The 19,709-nt window shown below is 71.1% G+C and carries 18 protein-coding genes; 15 read left to right on the forward strand and 3 right to left on the reverse strand.

The features are described from left to right. Nucleotides 1-69 precede the first annotated feature (69 nt). Nucleotides 70-795: an LPXTG cell wall anchor domain-containing protein gene (locus ACZ4IF_RS03975; RefSeq protein ID WP_467559273.1), complete on the forward strand. Its 726-nt coding sequence runs from the start codon at nucleotides 70-72 to the stop codon at nucleotides 793-795. A gap of 160 nt (nucleotides 796-955) precedes the next feature. Beyond that, a complete protein-coding gene (locus tag ACZ4IF_RS03980; protein ID WP_467559275.1) occupies nucleotides 956-2,317 on the forward strand; it encodes an FAD-binding oxidoreductase in 1,362 nt (453 codons plus the stop codon). Here ACZ4IF_RS03980 and ACZ4IF_RS03985 read toward each other — a convergent pair. Further along, a complete protein-coding gene (locus ACZ4IF_RS03985) occupies nucleotides 2,307-2,888 on the reverse strand; it encodes a biotin transporter BioY (protein WP_467559277.1) in 582 nt (193 codons plus the stop codon). The two genes, ACZ4IF_RS03980 and ACZ4IF_RS03985, sit on opposite strands and share 11 nt — an antisense overlap. Nucleotides 2,889-3,355: 467 nt before the next feature. Here ACZ4IF_RS03985 and ACZ4IF_RS03990 point away from each other — a divergent pair, with 467 nt between their 5' ends. The 8 genes from ACZ4IF_RS03990 (at nucleotide 3,356) to ACZ4IF_RS04025 (ending at nucleotide 12,111) form a co-directional block, all read left to right on the forward strand. Beyond that, nucleotides 3,356-4,573, forward strand: coding sequence for an ROK family protein (locus ACZ4IF_RS03990; RefSeq protein WP_467559279.1), 1,218 nt, complete (start codon nucleotides 3,356-3,358; stop codon nucleotides 4,571-4,573). Between the two features lie 231 nt (nucleotides 4,574-4,804). Beyond that, a complete protein-coding gene (locus ACZ4IF_RS03995; RefSeq protein WP_467559281.1) occupies nucleotides 4,805-5,872 on the forward strand; it encodes an ABC transporter substrate-binding protein in 1,068 nt (355 codons plus the stop codon). Continuing rightward, nucleotides 5,869-6,753, forward strand: coding sequence for an ABC transporter permease (locus tag ACZ4IF_RS04000; RefSeq protein WP_467559283.1), 885 nt, complete (start codon nucleotides 5,869-5,871; stop codon nucleotides 6,751-6,753). The genes ACZ4IF_RS03995 and ACZ4IF_RS04000 overlap by 4 nt, the downstream gene beginning before the upstream one ends. After that, on the forward strand, nucleotides 6,729-7,463 hold the full coding sequence (locus ACZ4IF_RS04005; RefSeq protein WP_467559285.1) for an ABC transporter ATP-binding protein: 735 nt from the start codon (nucleotides 6,729-6,731) through the stop codon (nucleotides 7,461-7,463). Before ACZ4IF_RS04000 ends, ACZ4IF_RS04005 begins: the two co-directional genes overlap by 25 nt. After that, a complete protein-coding gene (locus ACZ4IF_RS04010; RefSeq protein ID WP_467559287.1) occupies nucleotides 7,460-8,824 on the forward strand; it encodes an LLM class flavin-dependent oxidoreductase in 1,365 nt (454 codons plus the stop codon). Before ACZ4IF_RS04005 ends, ACZ4IF_RS04010 begins: the two co-directional genes overlap by 4 nt. An 11-nt stretch (nucleotides 8,825-8,835) precedes the next feature. Then, a complete protein-coding gene (locus ACZ4IF_RS04015) occupies nucleotides 8,836-9,732 on the forward strand; it encodes a TauD/TfdA dioxygenase family protein (protein ID WP_467559289.1) in 897 nt (298 codons plus the stop codon). 182 nt (nucleotides 9,733-9,914) lie between these two features. Continuing rightward, a complete protein-coding gene (locus ACZ4IF_RS04020; protein ID WP_467559291.1) occupies nucleotides 9,915-11,318 on the forward strand; it encodes an amino acid permease in 1,404 nt (467 codons plus the stop codon). A 151-nt stretch (nucleotides 11,319-11,469) separates the two neighbouring features. After that, nucleotides 11,470-12,111 (forward strand): superoxide dismutase, encoded by a 642-nt coding sequence (locus ACZ4IF_RS04025; protein WP_467559293.1) that lies wholly within the window; start codon nucleotides 11,470-11,472, stop codon nucleotides 12,109-12,111. A gap of 151 nt (nucleotides 12,112-12,262) precedes the next feature. Here ACZ4IF_RS04025 and ACZ4IF_RS04030 read toward each other — a convergent pair whose 3' ends face one another. Continuing rightward, the gene (locus ACZ4IF_RS04030) at nucleotides 12,263-12,877 is read right to left on the reverse strand and encodes a histidine phosphatase family protein (protein ID WP_467559295.1); all 615 of its coding nucleotides are present in this window, start codon (nucleotides 12,875-12,877) and stop codon (nucleotides 12,263-12,265) included. 29 nt (nucleotides 12,878-12,906) lie between these two features. Then, nucleotides 12,907-14,400 (reverse strand): FGGY-family carbohydrate kinase, encoded by a 1,494-nt coding sequence (locus tag ACZ4IF_RS04035; RefSeq protein WP_467559954.1) that lies wholly within the window; start codon nucleotides 14,398-14,400, stop codon nucleotides 12,907-12,909. A 147-nt stretch (nucleotides 14,401-14,547) separates the two neighbouring features. Between ACZ4IF_RS04035 and ACZ4IF_RS04040 the strand changes: the two genes are divergently transcribed. The 5 genes from ACZ4IF_RS04040 to ACZ4IF_RS04060 are packed head-to-tail and all read left to right on the forward strand — an operon-like array spanning nucleotide 14,548 to nucleotide 19,697. Next, a complete protein-coding gene (locus ACZ4IF_RS04040; protein WP_467559297.1) occupies nucleotides 14,548-15,969 on the forward strand; it encodes an ABC transporter substrate-binding protein in 1,422 nt (473 codons plus the stop codon). A gap of 5 nt (nucleotides 15,970-15,974) precedes the next feature. Beyond that, on the forward strand, nucleotides 15,975-16,940 hold the full coding sequence (locus ACZ4IF_RS04045) for a carbohydrate ABC transporter permease (RefSeq protein WP_359487089.1): 966 nt from the start codon (nucleotides 15,975-15,977) through the stop codon (nucleotides 16,938-16,940). Next, nucleotides 16,937-17,767, forward strand: a complete 831-nt coding sequence (locus tag ACZ4IF_RS04050; protein ID WP_095934349.1) for a carbohydrate ABC transporter permease — start codon at nucleotides 16,937-16,939, stop codon at nucleotides 17,765-17,767. Before ACZ4IF_RS04045 ends, ACZ4IF_RS04050 begins: the two co-directional genes overlap by 4 nt. Next, on the forward strand, nucleotides 17,764-18,888 hold the full coding sequence (locus ACZ4IF_RS04055) for an ABC transporter ATP-binding protein (RefSeq protein ID WP_467559300.1): 1,125 nt from the start codon (nucleotides 17,764-17,766) through the stop codon (nucleotides 18,886-18,888). The genes ACZ4IF_RS04050 and ACZ4IF_RS04055 overlap by 4 nt, the downstream gene beginning before the upstream one ends. Then, nucleotides 18,885-19,697, forward strand: a complete 813-nt coding sequence (locus ACZ4IF_RS04060) for a DeoR/GlpR family DNA-binding transcription regulator (RefSeq protein ID WP_345641634.1) — start codon at nucleotides 18,885-18,887, stop codon at nucleotides 19,695-19,697. Before ACZ4IF_RS04055 ends, ACZ4IF_RS04060 begins: the two co-directional genes overlap by 4 nt. Nucleotides 19,698-19,709 lie beyond the last annotated feature (12 nt).

Raw genomic sequence — 19,709 nt, forward strand, 5'->3', positions numbered from 1 at the left:
ATAGTGCGGAGAAATCTTGTGGTACCTCTTCAAGTACTGCGAATTCAGGCGCAGCCAAGGGGGACGAACATGAGTTCTCGTCGCACGACGACCATCGCGGGATCGCTGCTCACGGCATCTTTCTCGGCCGTGATGATCCTTTCCTTCACCGCCGTCGCGGACGACCAGGGACCGGGGAGCAGCAAGGGGGGAAAGGCAATTGACGAGGCGCCGGCCGGTGTCAGGATGACGACGCTTCTGCCGGAGAAGATCTCGGTCGACAACAGCACGCAGAAGACGGCGATCACGGCCACGGTAAAGAATGAGGGGACCAAGGACAGCGGCGAGATCAGGCTTTTGGTGGTCGGATTCGACGGCCTGGAGGTCAAGGGCGTCAAAGGCTGCGACGCCATGGCCGACAAGGATCTGCCCGACGGTTCGAACAGCGGTTTCGTCTGTTCGGTCGGCAGTCTCGCGGCCGGGAAGTCGAAGTCGTACGCCGTGGACGCGACGTTCGACACGAGCAAGACCGGGAAGATCTGCCTTCCGGTCCAGACGAGCGACGGGAAGAAGACGTACTGGCAGCAGGGCCCCGTGCCGTTCGGGACGACGAACCCGTCGCCGAACGCCCCCGCCACTCCGCTGCTGCTCGGCACCGACAACCAGCCGGTGGCGCCCGGCGGCGACCGGCTGCCGAAGACGGGACCGGGCAGTGAGGTCGTGCCGTTGGGCATGGCGGGTGCCGCGCTGATCTCCGCGGGAGCGGCGGGACTGTGGTGGGCCCACCGTCCGCGCAGGCGGCAGCAGCGGTCCTGACGGGACGCGGGGGAGACGACGCGGGCCGGGTGCCGGGCACGGCACCCGGCCCGCGTCCGTGCTCCCCGGGACCCGCGGCCCCCGACCCGTCTCGCACGTCTCGCACGTCTCCGGGAAAGCCTGACGGCAGATGTCAGGTAATGCCGCCAGGGTGGGCCGCATGAACACCGTCGGTACCACCGCAGACCGCGCCCGGCTCGTCCTCCGCCCCGGCGACCCGGGCTACGAGGACGAACTCGTCGGCTTCCAGACCGGTTTCACGCAGCGCCCCGCCGTCGTCTTCGCCGCCGCGTCGGCCGACGACGTGGCCGCCGCGGTGAGGTACGCGGCGGCCCGGGGACTGCCGGTCGGTGTGCAGGCCACCGGGCACGGGCTGCCGGGCGCGGCCGTGGGCGGCGTCCTGATCACCACACGGCGGATGGACGGGCTGCGCATCGATCCGGAGGCGCGCACCGCCCGGCTCCGGGCGGGCGTCCGCTGGGGCCAGGCCGTCCGGGCCGCCGCACCGCACGGGCTGGCCCCGCTGAACGGGTCGGCACCGGGCGTGGGCGCCGTCTCGTACACCCTGAGCGGCGGACTCGGCATCCTGGCACGGGAGTTCGGGTACGCGGCCGATCATGTGCGGTCGCTGCAGGTGGTCACGGCCGACGGCCGGCTGCGCCGGGTGACCCGGGAGGCGGACCCCGACCTGTACTGGGCGCTGCTCGGCGGCGGCCACAACTTCGGCGCGGTCACGGAGCTGGAGATCGGCCTGGTGCCGGTGGCCCGGCTGTACGGCGGGTCGGTCGCCTTCGACGCGGCCGTGGTCGACCCGGTGACGGTGCTGCGCGCGTACGAGCGCTGGACACGCACCGTGCCGGACGGGCTGACCTCGTCGTTCGTGGCGGTCCCGTACCCGGACGCGGCGGGGCTGCCCCCGCATCTGCGGGGCCGTCACGTCGTCTCCGTGCGCATCGCGTACACGGGCACCGCCGCGCAGGGGGAGCGTCTGGTGGCCCCCCTGCGGGAGACCGGTCCGGCCCTGGCGGACACACTGCGCGAGATGCCGTACGGCGAGAGCCACACCATCCACAGCGACCCGGACTTCCCGCACACGTACTACGGCGACAGCGCGGTGCTGCGGGAACTCGACGTCGACGCCGCCGCGGACGTCCTCGCCCGCACCGGGCCGGGAGCGTCGGCCATGTGCGTGGTGCAGATCAACCACCTGGGCGGAGCGCTCGCCCGGACCGCGCCGAACTCCGTGCCCCACCGCGACGGGCGTTTCCTCGTACGGCTGCTGGCGACGGCGGAGCGGCAGCAGGCCCGCGGTCTGCTGGACCCGGCGTTCGAGCGCCTCGCTCCGTGGACGACCGGGCGGGCGCTCAACTTCGCGTTCGGGGCGGGTGACCGCACCCGAGGGCTGTACGACCCCGCGACGCACGAGAGGCTCGCCGGGCTGAAGTCTCAGTACGACCCGGCAAACCTCTTCCGCAGGAACTACGACGTCACCGGCCGGAGCCGGCCGGACGTCACCGCTTGACGAGCTTCCAGGCGGTGGGCAGCACGCCCATCGCCAGGGCGGCCTTGAGGGCGTCACCGATCAGGAAGGGGGTGAGGCCCGCCGCGACGGCCGCGCTCGCCGACATGCCGGTGGCGAGGGCCAGGTAGGGCACGCCGACCGCGTAGATGATCGCCTCGCCGAGGAGCATCGTGCCGGCCATGCGCAGCACGGAACGGTCGGCGCCGCGCCGGGCCAGGGCACCCACGACGGCGGAGGCCAGCAGCATGCCGAGGATGTAGCCGAAGGACGGGGCACCGGCACCGGAGCTGCCGCCGGCGAACCACGGCACACCGGCCATGCCGACGAGCGCGTACACCGCGAGGGACAGGAAGCCGCGGCCGGCGCCGAGCGCCGTGCCGACGAGGAGCGCCGCGAAGGTCTGGCCGGTCACCGGCACCGGGGAGCCCGGCACGGGCACCGAGATCTGGGCGGCGAGTCCGGTGAGCGCGGCACCGCCGATCACGAGGGCGGCATCCCTGACACGGGAGGAGGGCAGCAGATCGGCGAGGACCTCGCCGGGGCGGGAGGTCGTGACGGCAGCGGTGCTCATGGGGGACTCCGGCGGGTGCGGGCAGATTCGGGACACGGTGACGCTATCCCAGCGCCCTTGAGCCGATCACCGTCAGCGCTCGACAAAGGCTGGAACGGGGACTTGGTGGGCTCCGGACAAAGAGTGGGGGTTACACCGAGTACGACGTGATACGGGTCACTGAGGTGAAGTGGCCTGGCCTACGAGGACGCGGTATCCGGCGCCTGTAGGGTCCCGCCAAACGGGCCGGCCGCTTCTCCACGCGCCGTCTCGCCCGTCGGTCGCCGTCTGTGCAGCCGTGGCCCGCTTTGCTAGCTTCGAGCACATGGTTGCCCAGGCCCGGAACTTCTCGTCGCGTCGCCACGTCGACCTGCGACGAGTCGGCACGGCCGCCTGTCGCCCGCGTTAGCGAGGCGGACGGAGCGGATCCGGTGCGCCTCGCTTCACGAGACGGCGCAGTGTCGGACCCGTTCCCGAGGATGATCGCCATGCCCCGTGCCGCGGCACCCACTCTCCCTTCCCCCTCCTACTCCTCCCCCCGCACACCTCGCGCGGCCGACCCGGACCGGCGCCGGACCAGCGCGAGTGTCGTCCTGCGGTCCGTGCTGGAGCACGGCCCGGTGGCGCGCAGCACCATCGCCCGGCTGACCGGGCTGTCGCCGGCGTCGGTGACGGACTACTGCGCCCGGTTCACCGAGCGCGGCCTGATCCGTGCGGCGGCCGCGCCCCGGAGGTCGAACGGGGTGGGCCGCCCGCACGTCCCCGTCGACCTGGACGACTCACGGCTCGTGGTCGGCGGGGTGCACGTCGCCGTGCCGTACACCACGGTGGCGCTGCTCGATCTGCGCGGCCGGGTGCTGGCCCGGCGCGAGTTGAAGCACGAGCGCACCGATCCGGGGGCCGTGCTGGCGCGGGCCGCCGACGCGCTCGGAGCCCTGCTGGCGGGTTCCCCCGACTTCCGGCCCCTCGGCGTCGGCGTGGCCGTCGGCGGCTGGGTGGACCGGGAGTCCGGGACCGTCGTGGAGCACCCGTTGCTGGGCTGGCGTGACGTGCCGGTGCGGGAGGTGCTCGGCGAGCGCACCGGGCTGCCGGTCCATGTGGACGGGCACGCGCGGGCGCTGGTCAACGGGGAGCGGCTGTTCGGGCTGGCGCGGGGCAGTGGGAGCGTGCTGCATCTGTTCGTCGGCAACGTGGTCGACGCGGCGTTCGCCACCAACGACGAGGTGCACCACGGACCGCGCTCGCAGGCGGGCGCCATCTCCCATCTGCCGGTGCCGGGCGGCACGGAGCCGTGCGACTGCGGCCGGTCCGGCTGCCTCCAGGCCGAGTTGAGCGAGCGCACGCTGTGCCGGCGGGCACGGGAGGCGGGGGTCGTCGAGGGGGTGAACCCCATGCACGTGGTCACGGCGGCGGCCGCGGGCGACCGTGCGGCCGTACGGCTGCTGGTGGAGCGGGCCGGTGCCGTCGGACGGGCGGCGCGACTGCTGCTCGACGTGCTCAATCCGGAGACGGTGGTCGTGACGGAGGTCGGGGTCATCCACCGGGAGGACTGCCTCGACGCGCTGCGCGAGGCGGTAGGCGACGAACGCGCGGCGTCCGTCGTGCCGACGAGTTTCGCGGATTCCGTCCTTGCCGTGGCGGGCGGTTCAGTGGCTCTGGACGTGCTGTACCGGGATCCGCTGGCCGCGTCACCTGAGGCTATTTAATTCAGAAACTCCGAATGTTGACAGGGGTCGTCGATGACCAGGAACATCCTGCTCATGAGCCTGTTCGTGAGCTGTCGCACCCTTTGTTGCTGACACGTTGCCGCGTGTGAAGCGCTCATTTCCTCCTGCGTGAATTTCCTTTGTACGGCCTTCTGCGGCCCGGAATTCCGCATGCGCGTCCTCCCCTGAATCCACCCTTTGCCCTGCCCTATGAACTCGCGGAGTCCTTCCATGCCTTCCTCCCCCGTGTCGGGTGTCGACCGACGGCTCTTCCTCACGTCCCTGCTCGGTGCCGCGGCCGGTGTCGCCGGGCTCAGCGGCTGCGCCCAGGACAGCGCGGCCGCCGCCGGCAACGGCGCCTCCACCGCTCCGCTCGCCGACAAGGTCCCGGCCGGCACGAGCCTGAAGATCGCCTCCTATCAGAACGTGCAGCAACTCCAGTTCAAGCTGGCCAAGCTGGGCGAGCTGCCCTTCAAGGTGTCGAGCTGGGTGAACACCGGCGCCGGCCCCGATGTCATCAACGCCTTCCGCGCCCAGTCCCTGGAGGTCGCCAACAACGCGGGCATTCCGCCGATCCAGGCGCACTACCAGGGGTTCGAGGCGAAGATCGTCGCGATCAACGTCACCCGCAAGCCCAACTACCTCTTCGCCACGAAGCCCGGCAGCGACATCCGGTCGGCCGCCGACTTCGAGGGGAAGAAGCTGGCCTTCTCGCAGGGCCAGGCGCAGGGTGTCGTCCTCCTGCGGGCGCTCAAGAAGGCCGGGCTGAAGTACGACGACGTGAAGCTCGTCCCGCTGACCAGCAACCAGTTCCTGACGGCCCTCCAGTCGGGGCAGGTGGACGTCGCCCCGCTCGCGAACAGCCAGGCGCCCGGCTATCTGCAGCAGTACGAGTCCAAGGGCGCCCGCACCATCCCCACGGACGTCGTCGACCTGCTCAACCTGCTGTGGGCGCCGACCTCCGTGCTGAACGACTCCGCGAAGGCCGCCGCGGTCGCCGCGTACATCCCGTACTGGGCCAAGGGCCAGGTCTGGACGTACGAGAACCCCGACGTCTGGAACGAGGAGTTCTACGTCAAGACGCAGAACCTGAGCCTCGCGCAGGCCCGGGGGATCACCGCACTCGCCAACAAGCCCCTGTTCCCGCCGAGCTGGGACGAGGCCGTCGAGTGGGAGCAGGAGACGGCCGACCTGCTGGCGGAGGGCGGCTTCGTGAAGAAGTTCGACGTCTCCTCGCTCTTCGACCACCGCTTCGAGGGCATCGCCGCCAAGTCCGTGGCCGCCGAGTACCGGAGGTGAGCGCCGTGACCACGACCACGACCGCGAGTACGGCTACAGGCACCGGCACGACCACTGCCGCGCCGGTGAAGGACCGGGAGGAGGATCACGGGACACGGCGGCGGCGCCGCGGTCTGTCCCCCGGCAGGAGTCTGCCCGCCTCCCGGCTCATCGGACCCGCCGTGCTCCTCGCCCTGTGGGCCGGGGCCTCCGCCGCCGGACGGCTCGACCCCGGTGCGATCCCGGCTCCCTGGACCGTGCTGCGGACAGCCGGTCGTCTGTGGACCGCCGGGACCCTGCCCACGGACATCCTGACCTCGCTGGAGCGCGCCGCGTACGGCTTCGCGATCGGCCTCACCGCCGGCGTCGCCCTCGCGCTCGCCTCCGGACTCAGCCGGATCGGCGAGGCGCTGATCGACGGGACGGTGAACCTGAACCGGGCGATCCCGACCCTCGGCCTCATCCCGCTGTTCATCCTGTGGCTGGGCATCGGCGAGAGCTTCAAGATCGCGATCATCGCCATCGTCGTCTACATCCCGATCTACCTCAACACGCATGCGGCACTGTCCGGCATCGACAGCCGTTTCGTCGAACTCGCCGAGGTGCAGGGCCTGTCGAGGTGGGCCTTCATCCGCCAGATCGTCGTCCCCGGCGCCCTGCCCGGCTTCTTCGTGGGGCTCCGGCTCGGTGTGACGGGCTCCTGGCTGGGCCTGGTGGTGCTGGAGCAGATCAACGCCACCAGCGGCCTCGGCTACATGATGTTCCAGGCCCAGAACTACGGCCAGTCCGACGTCATCCTCGTCGGCCTGCTGGTCTACGGCGTCTTCGGCCTGGTCTCCGACAGCACGGTCCGTCTCATCGAACGGAGGGTGCTGTCATGGCGCCGAACACTGAGCAGCTGACCCGGCCCGCCGTCCAACTGCGGAGTCTGACCCGGTCGTTCGCGGGCCGCACGGTTCTCGACGGCATCGACCTCGACCTCCCGGCCGGACAGTTCACGGCCCTCCTCGGGCACAGCGGGTCCGGCAAGAGCACCCTGCTGCGGGCCATCGCCGGCCTCGACCACGACGTCACCGGAAGCGGCCGGCTCACCGCGCCGGAGAGGGTGTCCGTCGTCTTCCAGGACTCGCGGCTGCTGCCCTGGCGGCGCGTCCTCGACAACGTGCTGCTCGGCACGGACGGCAAGGACGCCGCCGCGAAGGGCCGCTCGGCCCTCGCCGAGGTGGGGCTCGCGGGCCGCGAACGGGCCTGGCCCAACGAGCTGTCGGGCGGCGAGGCCCAGCGGGCCGCCCTGGCCCGCTCCCTGGTCCGTGAGCCCGAACTCCTGCTGGCCGACGAGCCGTTCGGCGCGCTGGACGCCCTGACCCGGATCAAGATGCACCACCTGCTGCGCGAGCTGTGGGAGCGCCACCGGCCCTCCGTCCTGCTCGTCACCCACGACGTGGACGAGGCGATCGTGCTCGCCGACCGCGTGCTCGTCCTCGACCAGGGCCGTATCGGCCTGGACCTGACCATCGACCGACCACACCCGCGCTCCTACCGGGACCCGCTGCTCGGCGAGTACCGGGAGCGGCTGCTCGCCGCCCTGGGCGTGACGGAGGACCACGCATGACCCGGCACCTGCACCTGAACGCGTTCCTGATGAGCACCGGTCACCACGAGGCGTCCTGGCGGCTCCCCGAGAGCGACCCGTACGCGCACGTCGACCTCGCCCACTACGTCCGCCTCGCCCGTACCGCCGAACGCGGCACCTTCGACTCCCTGTTCCTCGCCGACGGCCCCCAGTTGTGGAGCAGCGTGGGCCAGCGTCCCGCGGGCGCGCTGGAACCGCTGACCCTGCTCACCGCCCTGGCGACGGCCACCGAACACATCGGTCTGATCGCCACCGCCTCCACCTCGTACAACTCGCCGTACAACCTGGCCCGCAAGTTCGCCTCGCTGGACATCATCAGCGGCGGCCGGGCGGGCTGGAACATCGTCACCACCGCGGGCGCGGAGGCGGCCCGCAACTTCGGTCTGGACGCCGAGCCCGCCCACGCCGACCGCTACGCCCGCGCCGCCGAGTTCCTCGACGTGGCGCTCAAGCTCTGGGACAGCTGGGAGGACGACGCGATCGTCGCCGACAAGGCGGCCGGCGTCTGGGGCGACGACGCGAAGATCCACCCGCCGCGGCACAAGGGGACGTACTTCAGCGTCGAGGGTGCCCTCAACGTGCCGCGCTCCCCGCAGGGTTACCCGCTCCTCGTGCAGGCGGGCTCCTCCGAGGACGGCAAGCGGTTCGCCGCCCGGCACGCGGAGGCGGTGTTCACCGCCCAGCAGACCGTCGAGGACGCGCGGGCCTTCTACGCCGACCTGAAGTCCCGCACCGCGCGGGAGGGCAGAAACCCCGACCACATCAAGGTGCTGCCCGGCATCGTCCCCGTCATCGGCTCCACCGAGGCCGAGGCGCGGGCGCACGAGCAGGAGCTGGAGGACCACATCGTGCACACGCACGGAGTGGCGCACCTGGAGCGCCTGCTCCACCTGGAGCCCGGTGCCCTCGACCTCGACGCGCCGCTGCCCGACGATCTGCCGCCGGAGAGCGCGATCGAGGGGGCCAAGAGCCGGTACACGCTGATCGTGCGGCTGGCCCGGCGCGAACGGCTCACCGTCCGGCAGCTCATCGGCAGACTCGGCGGCGGTCGCGGACATCTCACCTTCACCGGCACGCCCGAGCAGGTCGCCGACGCCGTCGAGGCGTGGTTCGCGCAGGGCGCCGCCGACGGCTTCAACATCATGCCGCCCGTCCTGCCGTCCGGTCTGGACGCCTTCGTCGACCATGTCGTGCCCCTGCTGCGCGCCCGTGGGCTGCTCCGCACGGAGTACGGCCCGCGCCAGACCCTCCGGGAGCGCTACGGCCTCCCCCGCCCCGCCAACCAGCACGTCACCGAGCTCCCGGCTGCGCTCCCGCAGCCCTCGTCCGCCCTCGTCTGAAAGGACTTGTCATGCCCGACATCGAGATCCGCAAGGTCACCGCGCACATCGGCGCCGAGGTGTCCGGGATCGACATCGCCGCGCCGCTCGACGAGACGACCGTCGCCGCGCTGCGTGAGGCCCTCAACATCCACAAGGCGCTCGTCTTCGACGCGGTGGACCTGGACGACGAGGGCCAGCAGGCCTTCGCCCGGCACTTCGGGGAGATCACCACCGCGCACCCGACGGTGCCCGCGGTGGACGGCGCCCCGAACGTGCTGCCGGTGGACAGCGAACGCGGCCGGGCCGCCAACCAGTGGCACACCGACGTCACCTTCGTCCTCAACCCGCCGCAGGCCAGCACACTGCGCAGCATCACCGTCCCGCCGTACGGGGGCGAGACCCTCATCGCCGACGCGGCGGCCGCCTACCGCGACCTGCCGCAGCCGCTGCGCGCGCTGGCCGACACCCTGTGGGCCGAGCACACCAACGACTACGACTACGCGGTGCCCGAGGAGCAGGTCGACGAGGAGCAGGCCGCGCAGCGCGCCCAGTTCACGTCGATCAAGTACCGCACCGCCCACCCGGTCGTCCGCGTCCACCCGCTGACCGGCGAACGCGGCCTGTTCATCGGCGGGTTCGCGCAGCGGATCGTGGGGCTGTCGGTGGGCGAGTCCCGCAAGATCCTCGACCTGCTCCAGGCGTACGTCACCCGCCCGGAGAACGTCCTGCGCCGGCGCTGGTCCCCCGGCCAGCTGGTGCTGTTCGACAACCGGATCACTCAGCACTACGCGATCGACAACTACGACGGTCTGCCGCGCCGGCTGCACCGCGTGACCGTCGCCGGTGACGTGCCGGTCGGCATCGAGGGCAAGGAGAGTTACTCGATCACCGGGGACGCCTCGCACTACACGCCGGTCGCCGCGTGAGTGTGCGAAAGCACCTGGTGGGGGCGCCCGCGAGCCCCTGACCGCAGCGCGTGGCCGGTGAGTGCGCGACTACACGACGTGAGACGAGTGTCCGGATACTGGGCGGTCTCTCCCGCCGAGCGGGGAGGCCGCCCAGACTGGCGGAGTTTTTGCACTCGCAACGTAAGGGACCACCCGCTCTCATGTCCCGCACCACCCTCGACTCACCGCCCGACGCGCCGACCGCCGCACCCGAAGCCGACGTCGCCCTCTCCCACGGGCTCAAGCAGCGCCACCTCTCGATGATCGCCCTCGGCGGTGTCATCGGAGCGGGCCTGTTCGTCGGCTCCGGGGCGGGCATCGCCGCCGCCGGGCCCTCGATCGTCATCGCGTACGCCGTGTCCGGCCTGCTCGTCATGCTGGTGATGCGGATGCTCGGCGAGATGTCGGCCGCGTATCCGTCGTCCGGCTCCTTCTCCGCGCACGCGGAGCGCGCGATCGGCCCTTGGGCCGGCTTCACCGCAGGCTGGTCCTTCTGGGTGCTCCTGTGCACGGCCGTGGGCCTGGAGGGCATCGGCGCCGCGAAGATCGTCACCGGCTGGCTGCCCGGCACACCCGCCTGGGCGTGGGTGGCGCTGTTCATGGTCGTCTTCTGCGGGGTCAATCTGGCCGCGGTGAAGAACTTCGGCGAGTTCGAGTTCTGGTTCGCCGCCCTGAAGGTCGGCGCGATCACGCTGTTCCTGGTGCTCGGCGTGCTGGCCATCACCGGCGTCCTGCCGGACACGGACGCGCCCGGCACCTCGAACCTGACCGACTTCCTGCCCAACGGCGGTGAGGGACTGGTCATCGGACTGCTCGCCTCGGTGTTCGCGTACGGCGGCATGGAGACGGTGACCATCGCGGCGGCCGAGTCGGAGAACCCGGTCCGGGGCGTGGCGAGCGCCGTCCGCACCGCCATGTGGCGCATCGCGCTGTTCTACATCGGCTCGATGGCCGTCGTCGTCACCCTCGTGCCGTGGGACTCCCCGGCGGTCGTCCAGGCCGGCCCGTACGTCGCCGCGCTCCAGCACATCGGCATCGACGGCGCGGGCCAGGTGATGAACGTGGTCATCCTCGCCGCCCTGCTGTCGGCGATGAACGCGAACATCTACGGCTCCTCGCGCATCGCGTACTCGCTCGTGCAGCGCGGGCAGGGCCCGAAGGTGCTGGGCCGCGCGTCCGGCGGGGTGCCGCGGATCGCGGTGCTCGCCTCCAGCGTGTTCGGGTTCGTGTGCGTGCTGCTCAGCTACTGGCGGCCGGACGACGTCTTCCCGTGGCTGCTGAACATGATCGGCGCGGTCATCCTGGTGGTCTGGATCTTCATCGCGGTCTCCCAACTGCTGCTGCGCCGCCGCATGGAGCGCGAGGCACCGGAGAAGCTGGTCGTGCGCATGTGGGCGTTCCCGGTGCTGACCTGGGTGGCGCTGGCGGGCATGGCGGCGATCTTCGCGCTGATGGCGCGGGAGCCCGACACGCGGGTCCAGCTGTACTCGACCGGCGGCATGACCGTGTTCCTGGCGGTCGTCGGCTACGCCTGGCAGCGGGCGAAGGCGCGCACCCGCGTCTGACACACATCACACGCATCACCGAGGGGCCCTCGCGCGGAGGACGGATTCCGCGCGAGGGCCCCTTCGGCGTGCCCAGGCACGCACCCCCACCCTCTTGCTGCTAGCGTGCACTTGCAAGTCTTTTGCAATAAGAGGTCGGAGGGGACCCGCCATGCCCGTCTACACGCTCCCTGAACTTCCGTACGACTACTCCGCGCTCGCCCCCGTGATCAGCCCAGAGATCATCGAGCTGCACCACGACAAGCACCACGCGGCCTATGTGAAGGGCGCCAACGACACGCTGGAGCAGCTCGCGGAGGCGCGCGACAAGGAGGCGTGGGGCTCGATCAACGGCCTGGAGAAGAATCTGGCCTTCCATCTGTCCGGCCACATCCTGCACTCGATCTACTGGCACAACATGACGGGCGAGGGCGGCGGCGAACCGCTCGCGGCGGACGGCGTGGGCGGCCTGGCCGACGCCATCACCGAGTCGTTCGGCTCCTTCGCCGCCTTCAAGGCCCAGCTGACCAAGGCCGCCGCGACCACGCAGGGCTCGGGCTGGGGCGTCCTCGCCCACGAGCCGCTCAGCGGGCGTCTGATCGTCGAGCAGATCTACGACCACCAGGGCAACGTCGGCCAGGGGTCGGTGCCGCTCCTCGTCTTCGACGCCTGGGAGCACGCCTTCTACCTCCAGTACAAGAACCAGAAGGTCGACTTCATCGAGGCCATGTGGCAGGTCGTGAACTGGCAGGACGTGGCCCGGCGTCACGAAGCGGCCACGTCTCGCGCCGACGTGTTGCTGCCGGGCCGCTGAGCCGGGTATGAAGCGTCCTGCTCGTGATCGTCTTCTCACCCTTCACGTGGCAGGCGGATGAACGGGAGGCCCCCGCGAGGACGTGACTCGCGGGGGCCTCCCCCGTCCCGGGGCGCCCGCCGGACGCCACTGACGCGGGCGGGCCGGTCGCTCAGCAGGGGACGTTGAGCGACAGCAGGGCGGCGCGTCCGTCCTCGAAGCGGAGTTCGCTCACCGCCGCGTTGCGCAGCTGAGGGAAGACGCGGCGGTACTCGCTCAGCGGGACCGACAGGAGGGAGCACAGCACCAGGCGGAGCAGGGTGTTGTGGGCGACGACCAGAACACGTTCGCCGGGGTGGGCGGCGGCGATGCGGCGCAGGGCGTCCGTGCCGCGGGCCGCGGCGGTGCGCGGGTCCTCCGCTTCCGGGAAGGGGTACGACACCGGATCCGTCCGGAAGGCCGTCGCACGCTGCGGGTTCTCGGCCTCGAACTCGGCGAGCGTACGGCCCTCCACGACGCCGAAGTCGCATTCGCGCAGGGCCGGTTCGCGGTGCGGGGTGAGGCCGAGGACCCGGCAGGCGGGTCCGGCGGTGGCGATGGCGCGGGACACGGTAGAGGTCCAGATCGCGTCGACGGGGTGGGCGGCGGCCCAGCGCCCGAGGGCCTCCGCCTGGGCGCGCCCCTCGTCGGTGAGGGCGACGTCGCTCACTCCGGCGTAGCGGTTCTCGGCGTGCCAGACGGTCTGCCCGTGCCGGGCCAGCAGCATGGTCGTGCTCGTGGTCCTCATGAGCCCGCAGTATCCAGGCCAGGACGCGTTCATGAGCCCGTGCCACCGAGGTCGAGACGCGAGCGCGCGTGCGCGGCCACGGAGGCGGCCAGCCAGCCGCGCCGCTCCAGTTCACCGACCAGCCGCGCGTAGGACGCGGCGAACAGCGCGGTGCGGGCGGGGCGGGGGGTGACGACCGTGCGGACACGGACCATCCGGTCGGCCGCCCCGGCGAGAGTGGGCGCCGCTCCGGTGCCGTGGGCGGCCAGCGCGGCCATGCCCAGGGCGGGTTCGGTCTCCTCGGGGATCCGGGCGGGGCGGCCGAGGATGTCGGCGCGGAGCTGGTTCCAGTACGGGCTGCGGGCGGCGCCGCCCGTGAAGGTGAGCGTGCCGTCCATGGGGGCTCCGAGGAAGTGCAGGGTGTCCAGGCAGAGACGCTCGGCGAAGCCGACGCCCTGGAGCAGGGCGGCCCACAGGTCAGCGTCCGAGGCGGGGCTGCCGAGGACGAAGGCGGTGGCCTCGGGGGCGAGGAAGGGAAAACGTTCGCCGGGTGAGGCCAGCGGATAGGCGATGACGGACGCGGGTTCGTGGGCGGCGGCGGCCCGGTCCAGAGCGGCGGGCTCGGCGTCGGGGAAGTACACGGCGAGCGCACCGGCACCGACGCTCGACGCGCCGCCCGGCAGCCATCCCCCGTCCGGCGCACGGTGGTTGTAGACCACGCCGGTGGCGTCCCGCACCGGCCGACGGGCCGCGCCCTTGAGGACGAGCGTCGTCCCGAGGACCGAGTTCCAGGAGCCCTCGTGCAGGGCGCCGGAGGCGATCTGGGCCGCGCACCCGTCGGTCATCCCGGCGACGACGGGGGTGCCGGCGGGGATGCCGGTCCGCTCGGCGGCGCTCGCGCAGACCTCGCCGATCCGGGTCCCGGGACGGACGACATCGGGCAACAGCCCGGCTTCGAGGCCCAGTTCGGCGAACGCGACGAGCGGCCAGGTGCCGTGCTCCACGTCGTAGGCGGTCTTGAGGGCGTGGCTGGAGTCCGTGGGCGGGAGCGTGCCGGTGAGCCGCGCGACGATCACGTCGGGCTGGTGCATCAGCCGGACCGCGCGCCCGTCGCCCGTCGCGTGCTCGCGGGCCAGCCAGAGCGCCTTCGGCAGACCCCAGGCGTTCTGGACCACGAGGCCTCTCGCGCGGGCCCGGTCGGCGTCCTGGGCGGCGCGGCCGTCGTCGTACATCAGGGCCGGGCCGACCGGACGTCCCGCGGCGTCCGCGAGCAGCACCGTCCCGGACGTGCCGCACACCGCGAGCCCGCCGATCCGCACCCGCGGGCGGCCGCGGAGCGCGGCCCGGGACGCCGTGCACACCGCGTCCCACCAGTCCCCCGGATCCTGCTCGTGCCGTACTCCCGCGCGTCGCCCGCGCAGCGGGGCGGCGGCGCTGCCGAGGACCGTGCCGTCGCCCGTGACGAGCAGGACGCGGACACTCTGCGTGCCGAGGTCGACGCCGAGCCATGCCGTCCCGGCTTCCTCCATGAGGACCTCCCACATCGCGACCGGCACTGTGAACTTCACACTCTGCCCCGATATTTTCCCCTGCGCGAGGGATTGACGGTCAACCCCCGCCGTTACACCCTCTGTTAACGAGTCGACTCGACGTGTTAACCGGACCGGACCGTACCGACGTGGAGGTCACGGATGGACATGCACGTGCACGACCGCCGGCGCTTCCTCACCCTGGCCGCCGCGGCCGCCTCGGCACCGCTGCTGACGGCCTGCGGCGCCGGGTTCGGCGGGGACGACAAGAAGAGCGACGGTTCGGCCGCCGACGACGTCACCGGTTCCTTCGACTGGAAGCGGGAGAAGGGCAGGACGGTCAAGGCCCTGCTGAACAAGCACCCGTACACGGACGCCCTGATCGCCGATCTCAAGACGTTCACCGAGAAGACCGGCATCAAGGTCGAGTACGACGTCTTCCCCGAGGACAACTACTTCGACAAGCTCACCGTCGACCTGTCCAGCGGGCGCGCCTCGTACGACGTGTTCATGCTCGGCGCCTACATGGTGTGGCAGTACGGGCCTCCGGGATGGCTGGAGGATCTCGGGCCGTGGATGCGCAACTCCTCGGCCACCGGCGACGAATGGGACCAGGACGACTTCTTCCCCAACCTCCTCCAGGCCGACCAGTGGTCGTTGAAGGCGGGGGCGCCGCTCGGGCGGGGCGGGCAGTACGCGCTGCCGTGGGGCTGGGAGACGAACGTGGTCGCGTACAACACGGACGTGTTCAGGAAGCTCGGGCTGAAGCCCGCGGAGAGCTTCGACGAACTGCGTGAACTGGCCTCCGTCATCAAGCGCAAGGCGCCCGGCGCCGGGTTCGACGGGATGTACGGGATCGCGGTGCGCGGTTCGCGCAGCTGGGCGACCATCCACCCCGGGTTCATGACGATGTACGCGCGCAACGGCCTGAAGGACTTCACCGTCACCGACGGCCGGCTCAAGCCCGCCATGAACAGCCCGGAGGCCGTCGCCTTCACCCAGGACTGGGCGGACATGGTCAAGAAGGGCGGCCCGCCGTCCTGGACCTCGTACACCTGGTACCAGTGCTCCAGCGACCTGGGGGCGAAGAAGGCCGGGATGCTCTTCGACGCGGACACGGCCGCCTACTTCCAGGCCGTGGCGGGGGCGAGCCCCGCGTCCGGGAAGATCGCCTTCCACCCGGGTCCGAAGGGGCCCGGCGGCTCCCTCGCCACCAACATGTGGATCTGGTCGCTCGGCATGAACGCCAAGAGCGGCAAGAAGTCCGCGGCCTGGCTGTTCCTCCAGTGGGCCACCGGCAAGGAACACCTGCGCAAGGGCGCGATCACCCACAACCACATCGACCCGGTCCGCAGGTCGATCAGTCAGGACGGCGCGTACAAGGACAAGATGAGGCATCTGGAGGGCTTCATCGACACCTTCGAGACGGTCGTCGACCAGACGAAGATCCAGTTCACTCCGCAGGAACAGTTCTTCGACGCGACGACGAGCTGGGCGGCGGCGCTCCAGGAGATCTACGGCGGCAAGAACGCCAAGTCCGTCCTCGGCGGACTGGCGAGCGACCTCGCCGCCAAGGTGGGCTGAGATCGATGCCCCCGACGACCTCGTTGAAGGAGACCGACCACGGGGCGGCCTCCCACGAGGAGGGCACCCGGCAGGTACGGGCCGTACCGCGCTGGCGGCGCGGTCTGCGCCCGTACCTGCTGATCGTGCCCGCCCTGCTGCTGACCGGCGGGATCCTGTACCCCTTCGGCCTCGGCCTCTACTACACGGTGTTCGACTTCTCGGCGAGCAAACCGCAGCCGGACATGGTGGGCTTCGAGAACTACCGCACGGTCTTCACCCAGGAAGCCTTCTGGAACTCCGCCTGGGTGACGACCCTGTACGCGGTGGGAGCGGCGGCGGCCGAGACCGTGCTCGGGGTGGGTGTCGCGCTGCTGCTGCACCGCTCCACACGCGTCGGCCGGGTCCTGGAGAAGATCCTCATCCTGCCGCTGATGATCGCCCCCGTGATCGCCGCGATCATGTGGAAGCTGATGCTCCAGCCGTCGGTGGGCGTGGTCAACCACCTGCTGGAACCGTTCGGTCTCGGCGGGGTGCAGTGGACCAACACCCCGACCGGCGCGCTGCTGTCGTCGATCGCCGTGGACGTGTGGGTGTACACGCCGTTCGTCGCGGTCCTCGCCCTGGCCGGGCTGCGCTCGCTGCCCGTCTCCCCCTTCGAGGCGGCGGCGGTGGACGGCGCCGGCTGGTGGTACACCTTCCGGCGGCTCACGCTGCCGATGCTGTGGCCGTACGTGCTGGTCGCGGTGATCTTCCGGTTCATGGACTCGCTCAAGGTGTTCGACATCATCTACGCCCTCACCGAGGGCGGGCCGGGCGACTCCACCGTCGTACTCCAGATCCGGGCCTACCTGGAGGCGATCCGCTTCCAGCGGTACTCCTTCGGGATCAGCTACACCGTCGTGCTGTGGGCCGTGGTCTATCTGGCGGCGACCGTACTGGTCCGCCGTCTGGGCAAGATCCAGCGCCGGGCCGCGGAGGTGACCGAATGACCGGCAGGAAAAGGCTGTGGGGGTGGCTCGCGGACGCCGCGCTGATCCTCTACTTCGTCTTCGCGCTCTTCCCGATCGCCTGGATGGCGATCCTCTCGCTCAAGCCCGCCGACCAGCTCTTCAGCACCTACTTCTCGTTCACTCCGACCCTCGACGCGTACCGGACCGTGCTCGGGGACAGCGAGGGCATCCCGTTCGTGCGGTTCTTCGTCAACAGCCTGGTCGTGTCGGTCGGCGCGGTGGCGCTCTCCCTCGTCGTCGGCCTCCCGGCGGCGTACGCCTCGGCACGATGGCGGTTCAAGGGCTCCGAGAACCTGATGTTCACGCTGCTGTCGTTCCGCTTCGCCCCCGAACTCACCGTGATCATCCCGCTGTTCGTGCTCTACCAGAAGCTCGGCCTGTTCGACACCTACGTCGGCATGGTGTGGGTGCTGCAGCTGATCACCCTTCCGCTGATCGTGTGGATCATGCGGTCGTACTTCGCCGATCTGACCCCGGAGCTGGAACAGGCCGCACTCCTCGACGGCTACACCCGCAAGCAGGCCTTCTTCAGGGTCGCCCTGCCGCTGGTCAAGCCCGGCATCGCGGCCGTTTCGCTGCTGGCGTTCATCTTCGCCTGGAACAACTTCGTCTTCCCCCTCATCCTCACCTCGTCGCAGGCGCAGACCGTCACCGTGGGCGCGCTCTCCTTCCTCGGCGGGGACCGGCCCAAGTACAACCTGACGGCCGCCGCCGCGCTCGTGTCCGTCGTGCCGCCGCTGCTGCTCGCGCTGACCATCCAGCGCTATCTGGTGCGCGGGCTGTCCTTCGGGGCGGTGAAGTCGTGAGCGTCTCCGACGTGCTGAACGCGTCCGCGCGGCCCGCGGCGATCGCGCTGCGCGGTATCCGCAAGGCGTACGGGCGCAGGACGGCCCTCGACGGGCTCGAACTGGACGTGGCGGAAGGCGAGTTCTTCTGTCTGCTCGGGCCCTCGGGAGCGGGCAAGACGACGACGCTGAAGACGGTGGCCGGACTCGAACAGCCCGACTCCGGCACGGTCGAGCTCGACGGCACGGACATGGCAGGCGTCGAACCCTACGACCGCGGTGTCGCCATGTGCTTCGAGAGCTACGCGCTCTACCCGCACCGCTCGGCGTACGACAATCTCGCCTCCCCGCTGCGCTCGCCCCGGCACCGGCTGCCCGCGTCCGAGGCCCGCGACCGCGTCGGCGCGATCGCCGAACTCCTCGGCATCAGCGCGCTGCTGGACCGGCCGGTGGGCGCGCTGTCGAACGGGCAGCGGCAGCGGATCGCGCTCGGCCGGGTACTGGTGCGGCCGGCCCGTGCCTTCCTCCTCGACGAACCGCTCTCCCACCTGGACGCGAAGCTCCGCCAGTCGATGCGCGCCGAACTCAAGGCGATCGGCGCCGTGCGCCGCACCACCACGCTGTACGTCACCCACGACTCCGTGGAGGCACTGGCGCTCGGCGACCGGATCGGCGTCATCCGGGACGGCCGGATCGTGCAGACCGGGACGCGCGAGGAGATCTGGTACCGGCCCCGCGACACCGAGGTCGCGCGGGCCTTCGGCCGGCCGCGGATCAACCTGCTGCCGGGGACGATCACCAACGACGGCCGCTTCCGCGCCGTGGACGGGGCCTTCGACCTGCCCGTCGCCGCACGGACCGCCGCGGGGACCGAGGTACTGGCCGGGGTGCGCCCGCGCGATCTGGCGCTCGGCGGGGACGGCCACGAGCTCACGGGCACCGTCTACGTCACCGAGGTGCTCGGCCGGGCCGTCGAGGTCACCGTCCGGCTGGGCTCGCAGCACGTGTCGCTGGTCGTGCCCCGGGCCGACGCGACACACCTGCGTCCCGACGATCCGGTACGGCTGACCGTCAGGCCTGAGAACCTGCTGCTGTTCGAGGCCGACCGGCCGGAGCGTCCAGGACGAAGGATCGGGCAATGAGCAGCAGCAACACCGGTGGCGCACCCCAGGGCCCCGCGGTCCGCCAGGCCGCCATGGCCGAGCAGGTACTGGCCGACGGATCGGCGACCGCCGCCGAGCTGGCCGAACGCTTCGGGGTGAGCCTGATGACGATACACAGGGACCTCGACGAGCTCGAACGGCAGGGAATCGTACGGAAGTTCAGGGGCGGGGTGACCGCGCAGCCGTCCGGGGTGTTCGAGTCGAACGTGCAGTACCGGCTGAAGTCGATGCGCCCGCAGAAGGCGGCCGTCGCGGAGCACGCGCTGAGCCTCGTCGAGCCCGGCATGGCCGTCCTCCTCGACGACTCGACGTCCGCGCTGGAGATAGCCCGCGGGCTCAGGGCCGGCGACATCACCCCGCTCACGGTCGTCACCAACTTCCTGGAGGCGATCAACCTGCTCTCCGACCGGCGCGGCATCCATCTGATGGCGCTGGGCGGCGACTACGACCCGCTGCACTCCTCCTTCCTCGGCGTGTCGTGTGTGGAAGCGGTGCAGTCGCTGCGCGTCGACGTGTGCTTCGCGTCGACGTCCGCGGTCTTCGGCGGGTACGCGTACCACCAGGAGCAGCACATCGTGTCCGTGAAGCGCGCCATGCTCGACTCGGCCGCCCGCAACATCCTGCTGCTCGACCACACCAAGCTCGGCAGGGTCGCCCTGCACCGGGTCGCCCCGCTGTCCCGCTTCGACCTGGTCCTCGTCGACGACGGGGCGTCGGCTCAGGCGCTGCGCGATCTGGACGAGCACAAGGTCCCCTACGAAGTGTGCGCCGTCGGCGGCGGCACCTGACCCCATGGCCAC

This window comes from Streptomyces sp. NPDC025784 (assembly GCF_055558435.1).

Coding starts and splice junctions, on each gene's coding strand:
- ACZ4IF_RS03990 (WP_467559279.1), top strand. CDS start 3,356: ATGCCCCGTGCCGCGGCACCCACTCTCCCTTCCCCCTCCTACTCCTCC.
- ACZ4IF_RS03975 (WP_467559273.1), top strand. CDS start 70: ATGAGTTCTCGTCGCACGACGACCATCGCGGGATCGCTGCTCACGGCA.
- ACZ4IF_RS04045 (WP_359487089.1), top strand. CDS start 15,975: ATGCCCCCGACGACCTCGTTGAAGGAGACCGACCACGGGGCGGCCTCC.
- ACZ4IF_RS03995 (WP_467559281.1), top strand. CDS start 4,805: ATGCCTTCCTCCCCCGTGTCGGGTGTCGACCGACGGCTCTTCCTCACG.
- ACZ4IF_RS04030 (WP_467559295.1), bottom strand. CDS start 12,877: ATGAGGACCACGAGCACGACCATGCTGCTGGCCCGGCACGGGCAGACC.
- ACZ4IF_RS04060 (WP_345641634.1), top strand. CDS start 18,885: ATGAGCAGCAGCAACACCGGTGGCGCACCCCAGGGCCCCGCGGTCCGC.
- ACZ4IF_RS04020 (WP_467559291.1), top strand. CDS start 9,915: ATGTCCCGCACCACCCTCGACTCACCGCCCGACGCGCCGACCGCCGCA.
- ACZ4IF_RS04050 (WP_095934349.1), top strand. CDS start 16,937: ATGACCGGCAGGAAAAGGCTGTGGGGGTGGCTCGCGGACGCCGCGCTG.
- ACZ4IF_RS04035 (WP_467559954.1), bottom strand. CDS start 14,400: ATGTGGGAGGTCCTCATGGAGGAAGCCGGGACGGCATGGCTCGGCGTC.
- ACZ4IF_RS04010 (WP_467559287.1), top strand. CDS start 7,460: ATGACCCGGCACCTGCACCTGAACGCGTTCCTGATGAGCACCGGTCAC.
- ACZ4IF_RS04015 (WP_467559289.1), top strand. CDS start 8,836: ATGCCCGACATCGAGATCCGCAAGGTCACCGCGCACATCGGCGCCGAG.
- ACZ4IF_RS04025 (WP_467559293.1), top strand. CDS start 11,470: ATGCCCGTCTACACGCTCCCTGAACTTCCGTACGACTACTCCGCGCTC.
- ACZ4IF_RS04005 (WP_467559285.1), top strand. CDS start 6,729: ATGGCGCCGAACACTGAGCAGCTGACCCGGCCCGCCGTCCAACTGCGG.
- ACZ4IF_RS03985 (WP_467559277.1), bottom strand. CDS start 2,888: ATGAGCACCGCTGCCGTCACGACCTCCCGCCCCGGCGAGGTCCTCGCC.
- ACZ4IF_RS03980 (WP_467559275.1), top strand. CDS start 956: ATGAACACCGTCGGTACCACCGCAGACCGCGCCCGGCTCGTCCTCCGC.
- ACZ4IF_RS04040 (WP_467559297.1), top strand. CDS start 14,548: ATGGACATGCACGTGCACGACCGCCGGCGCTTCCTCACCCTGGCCGCC.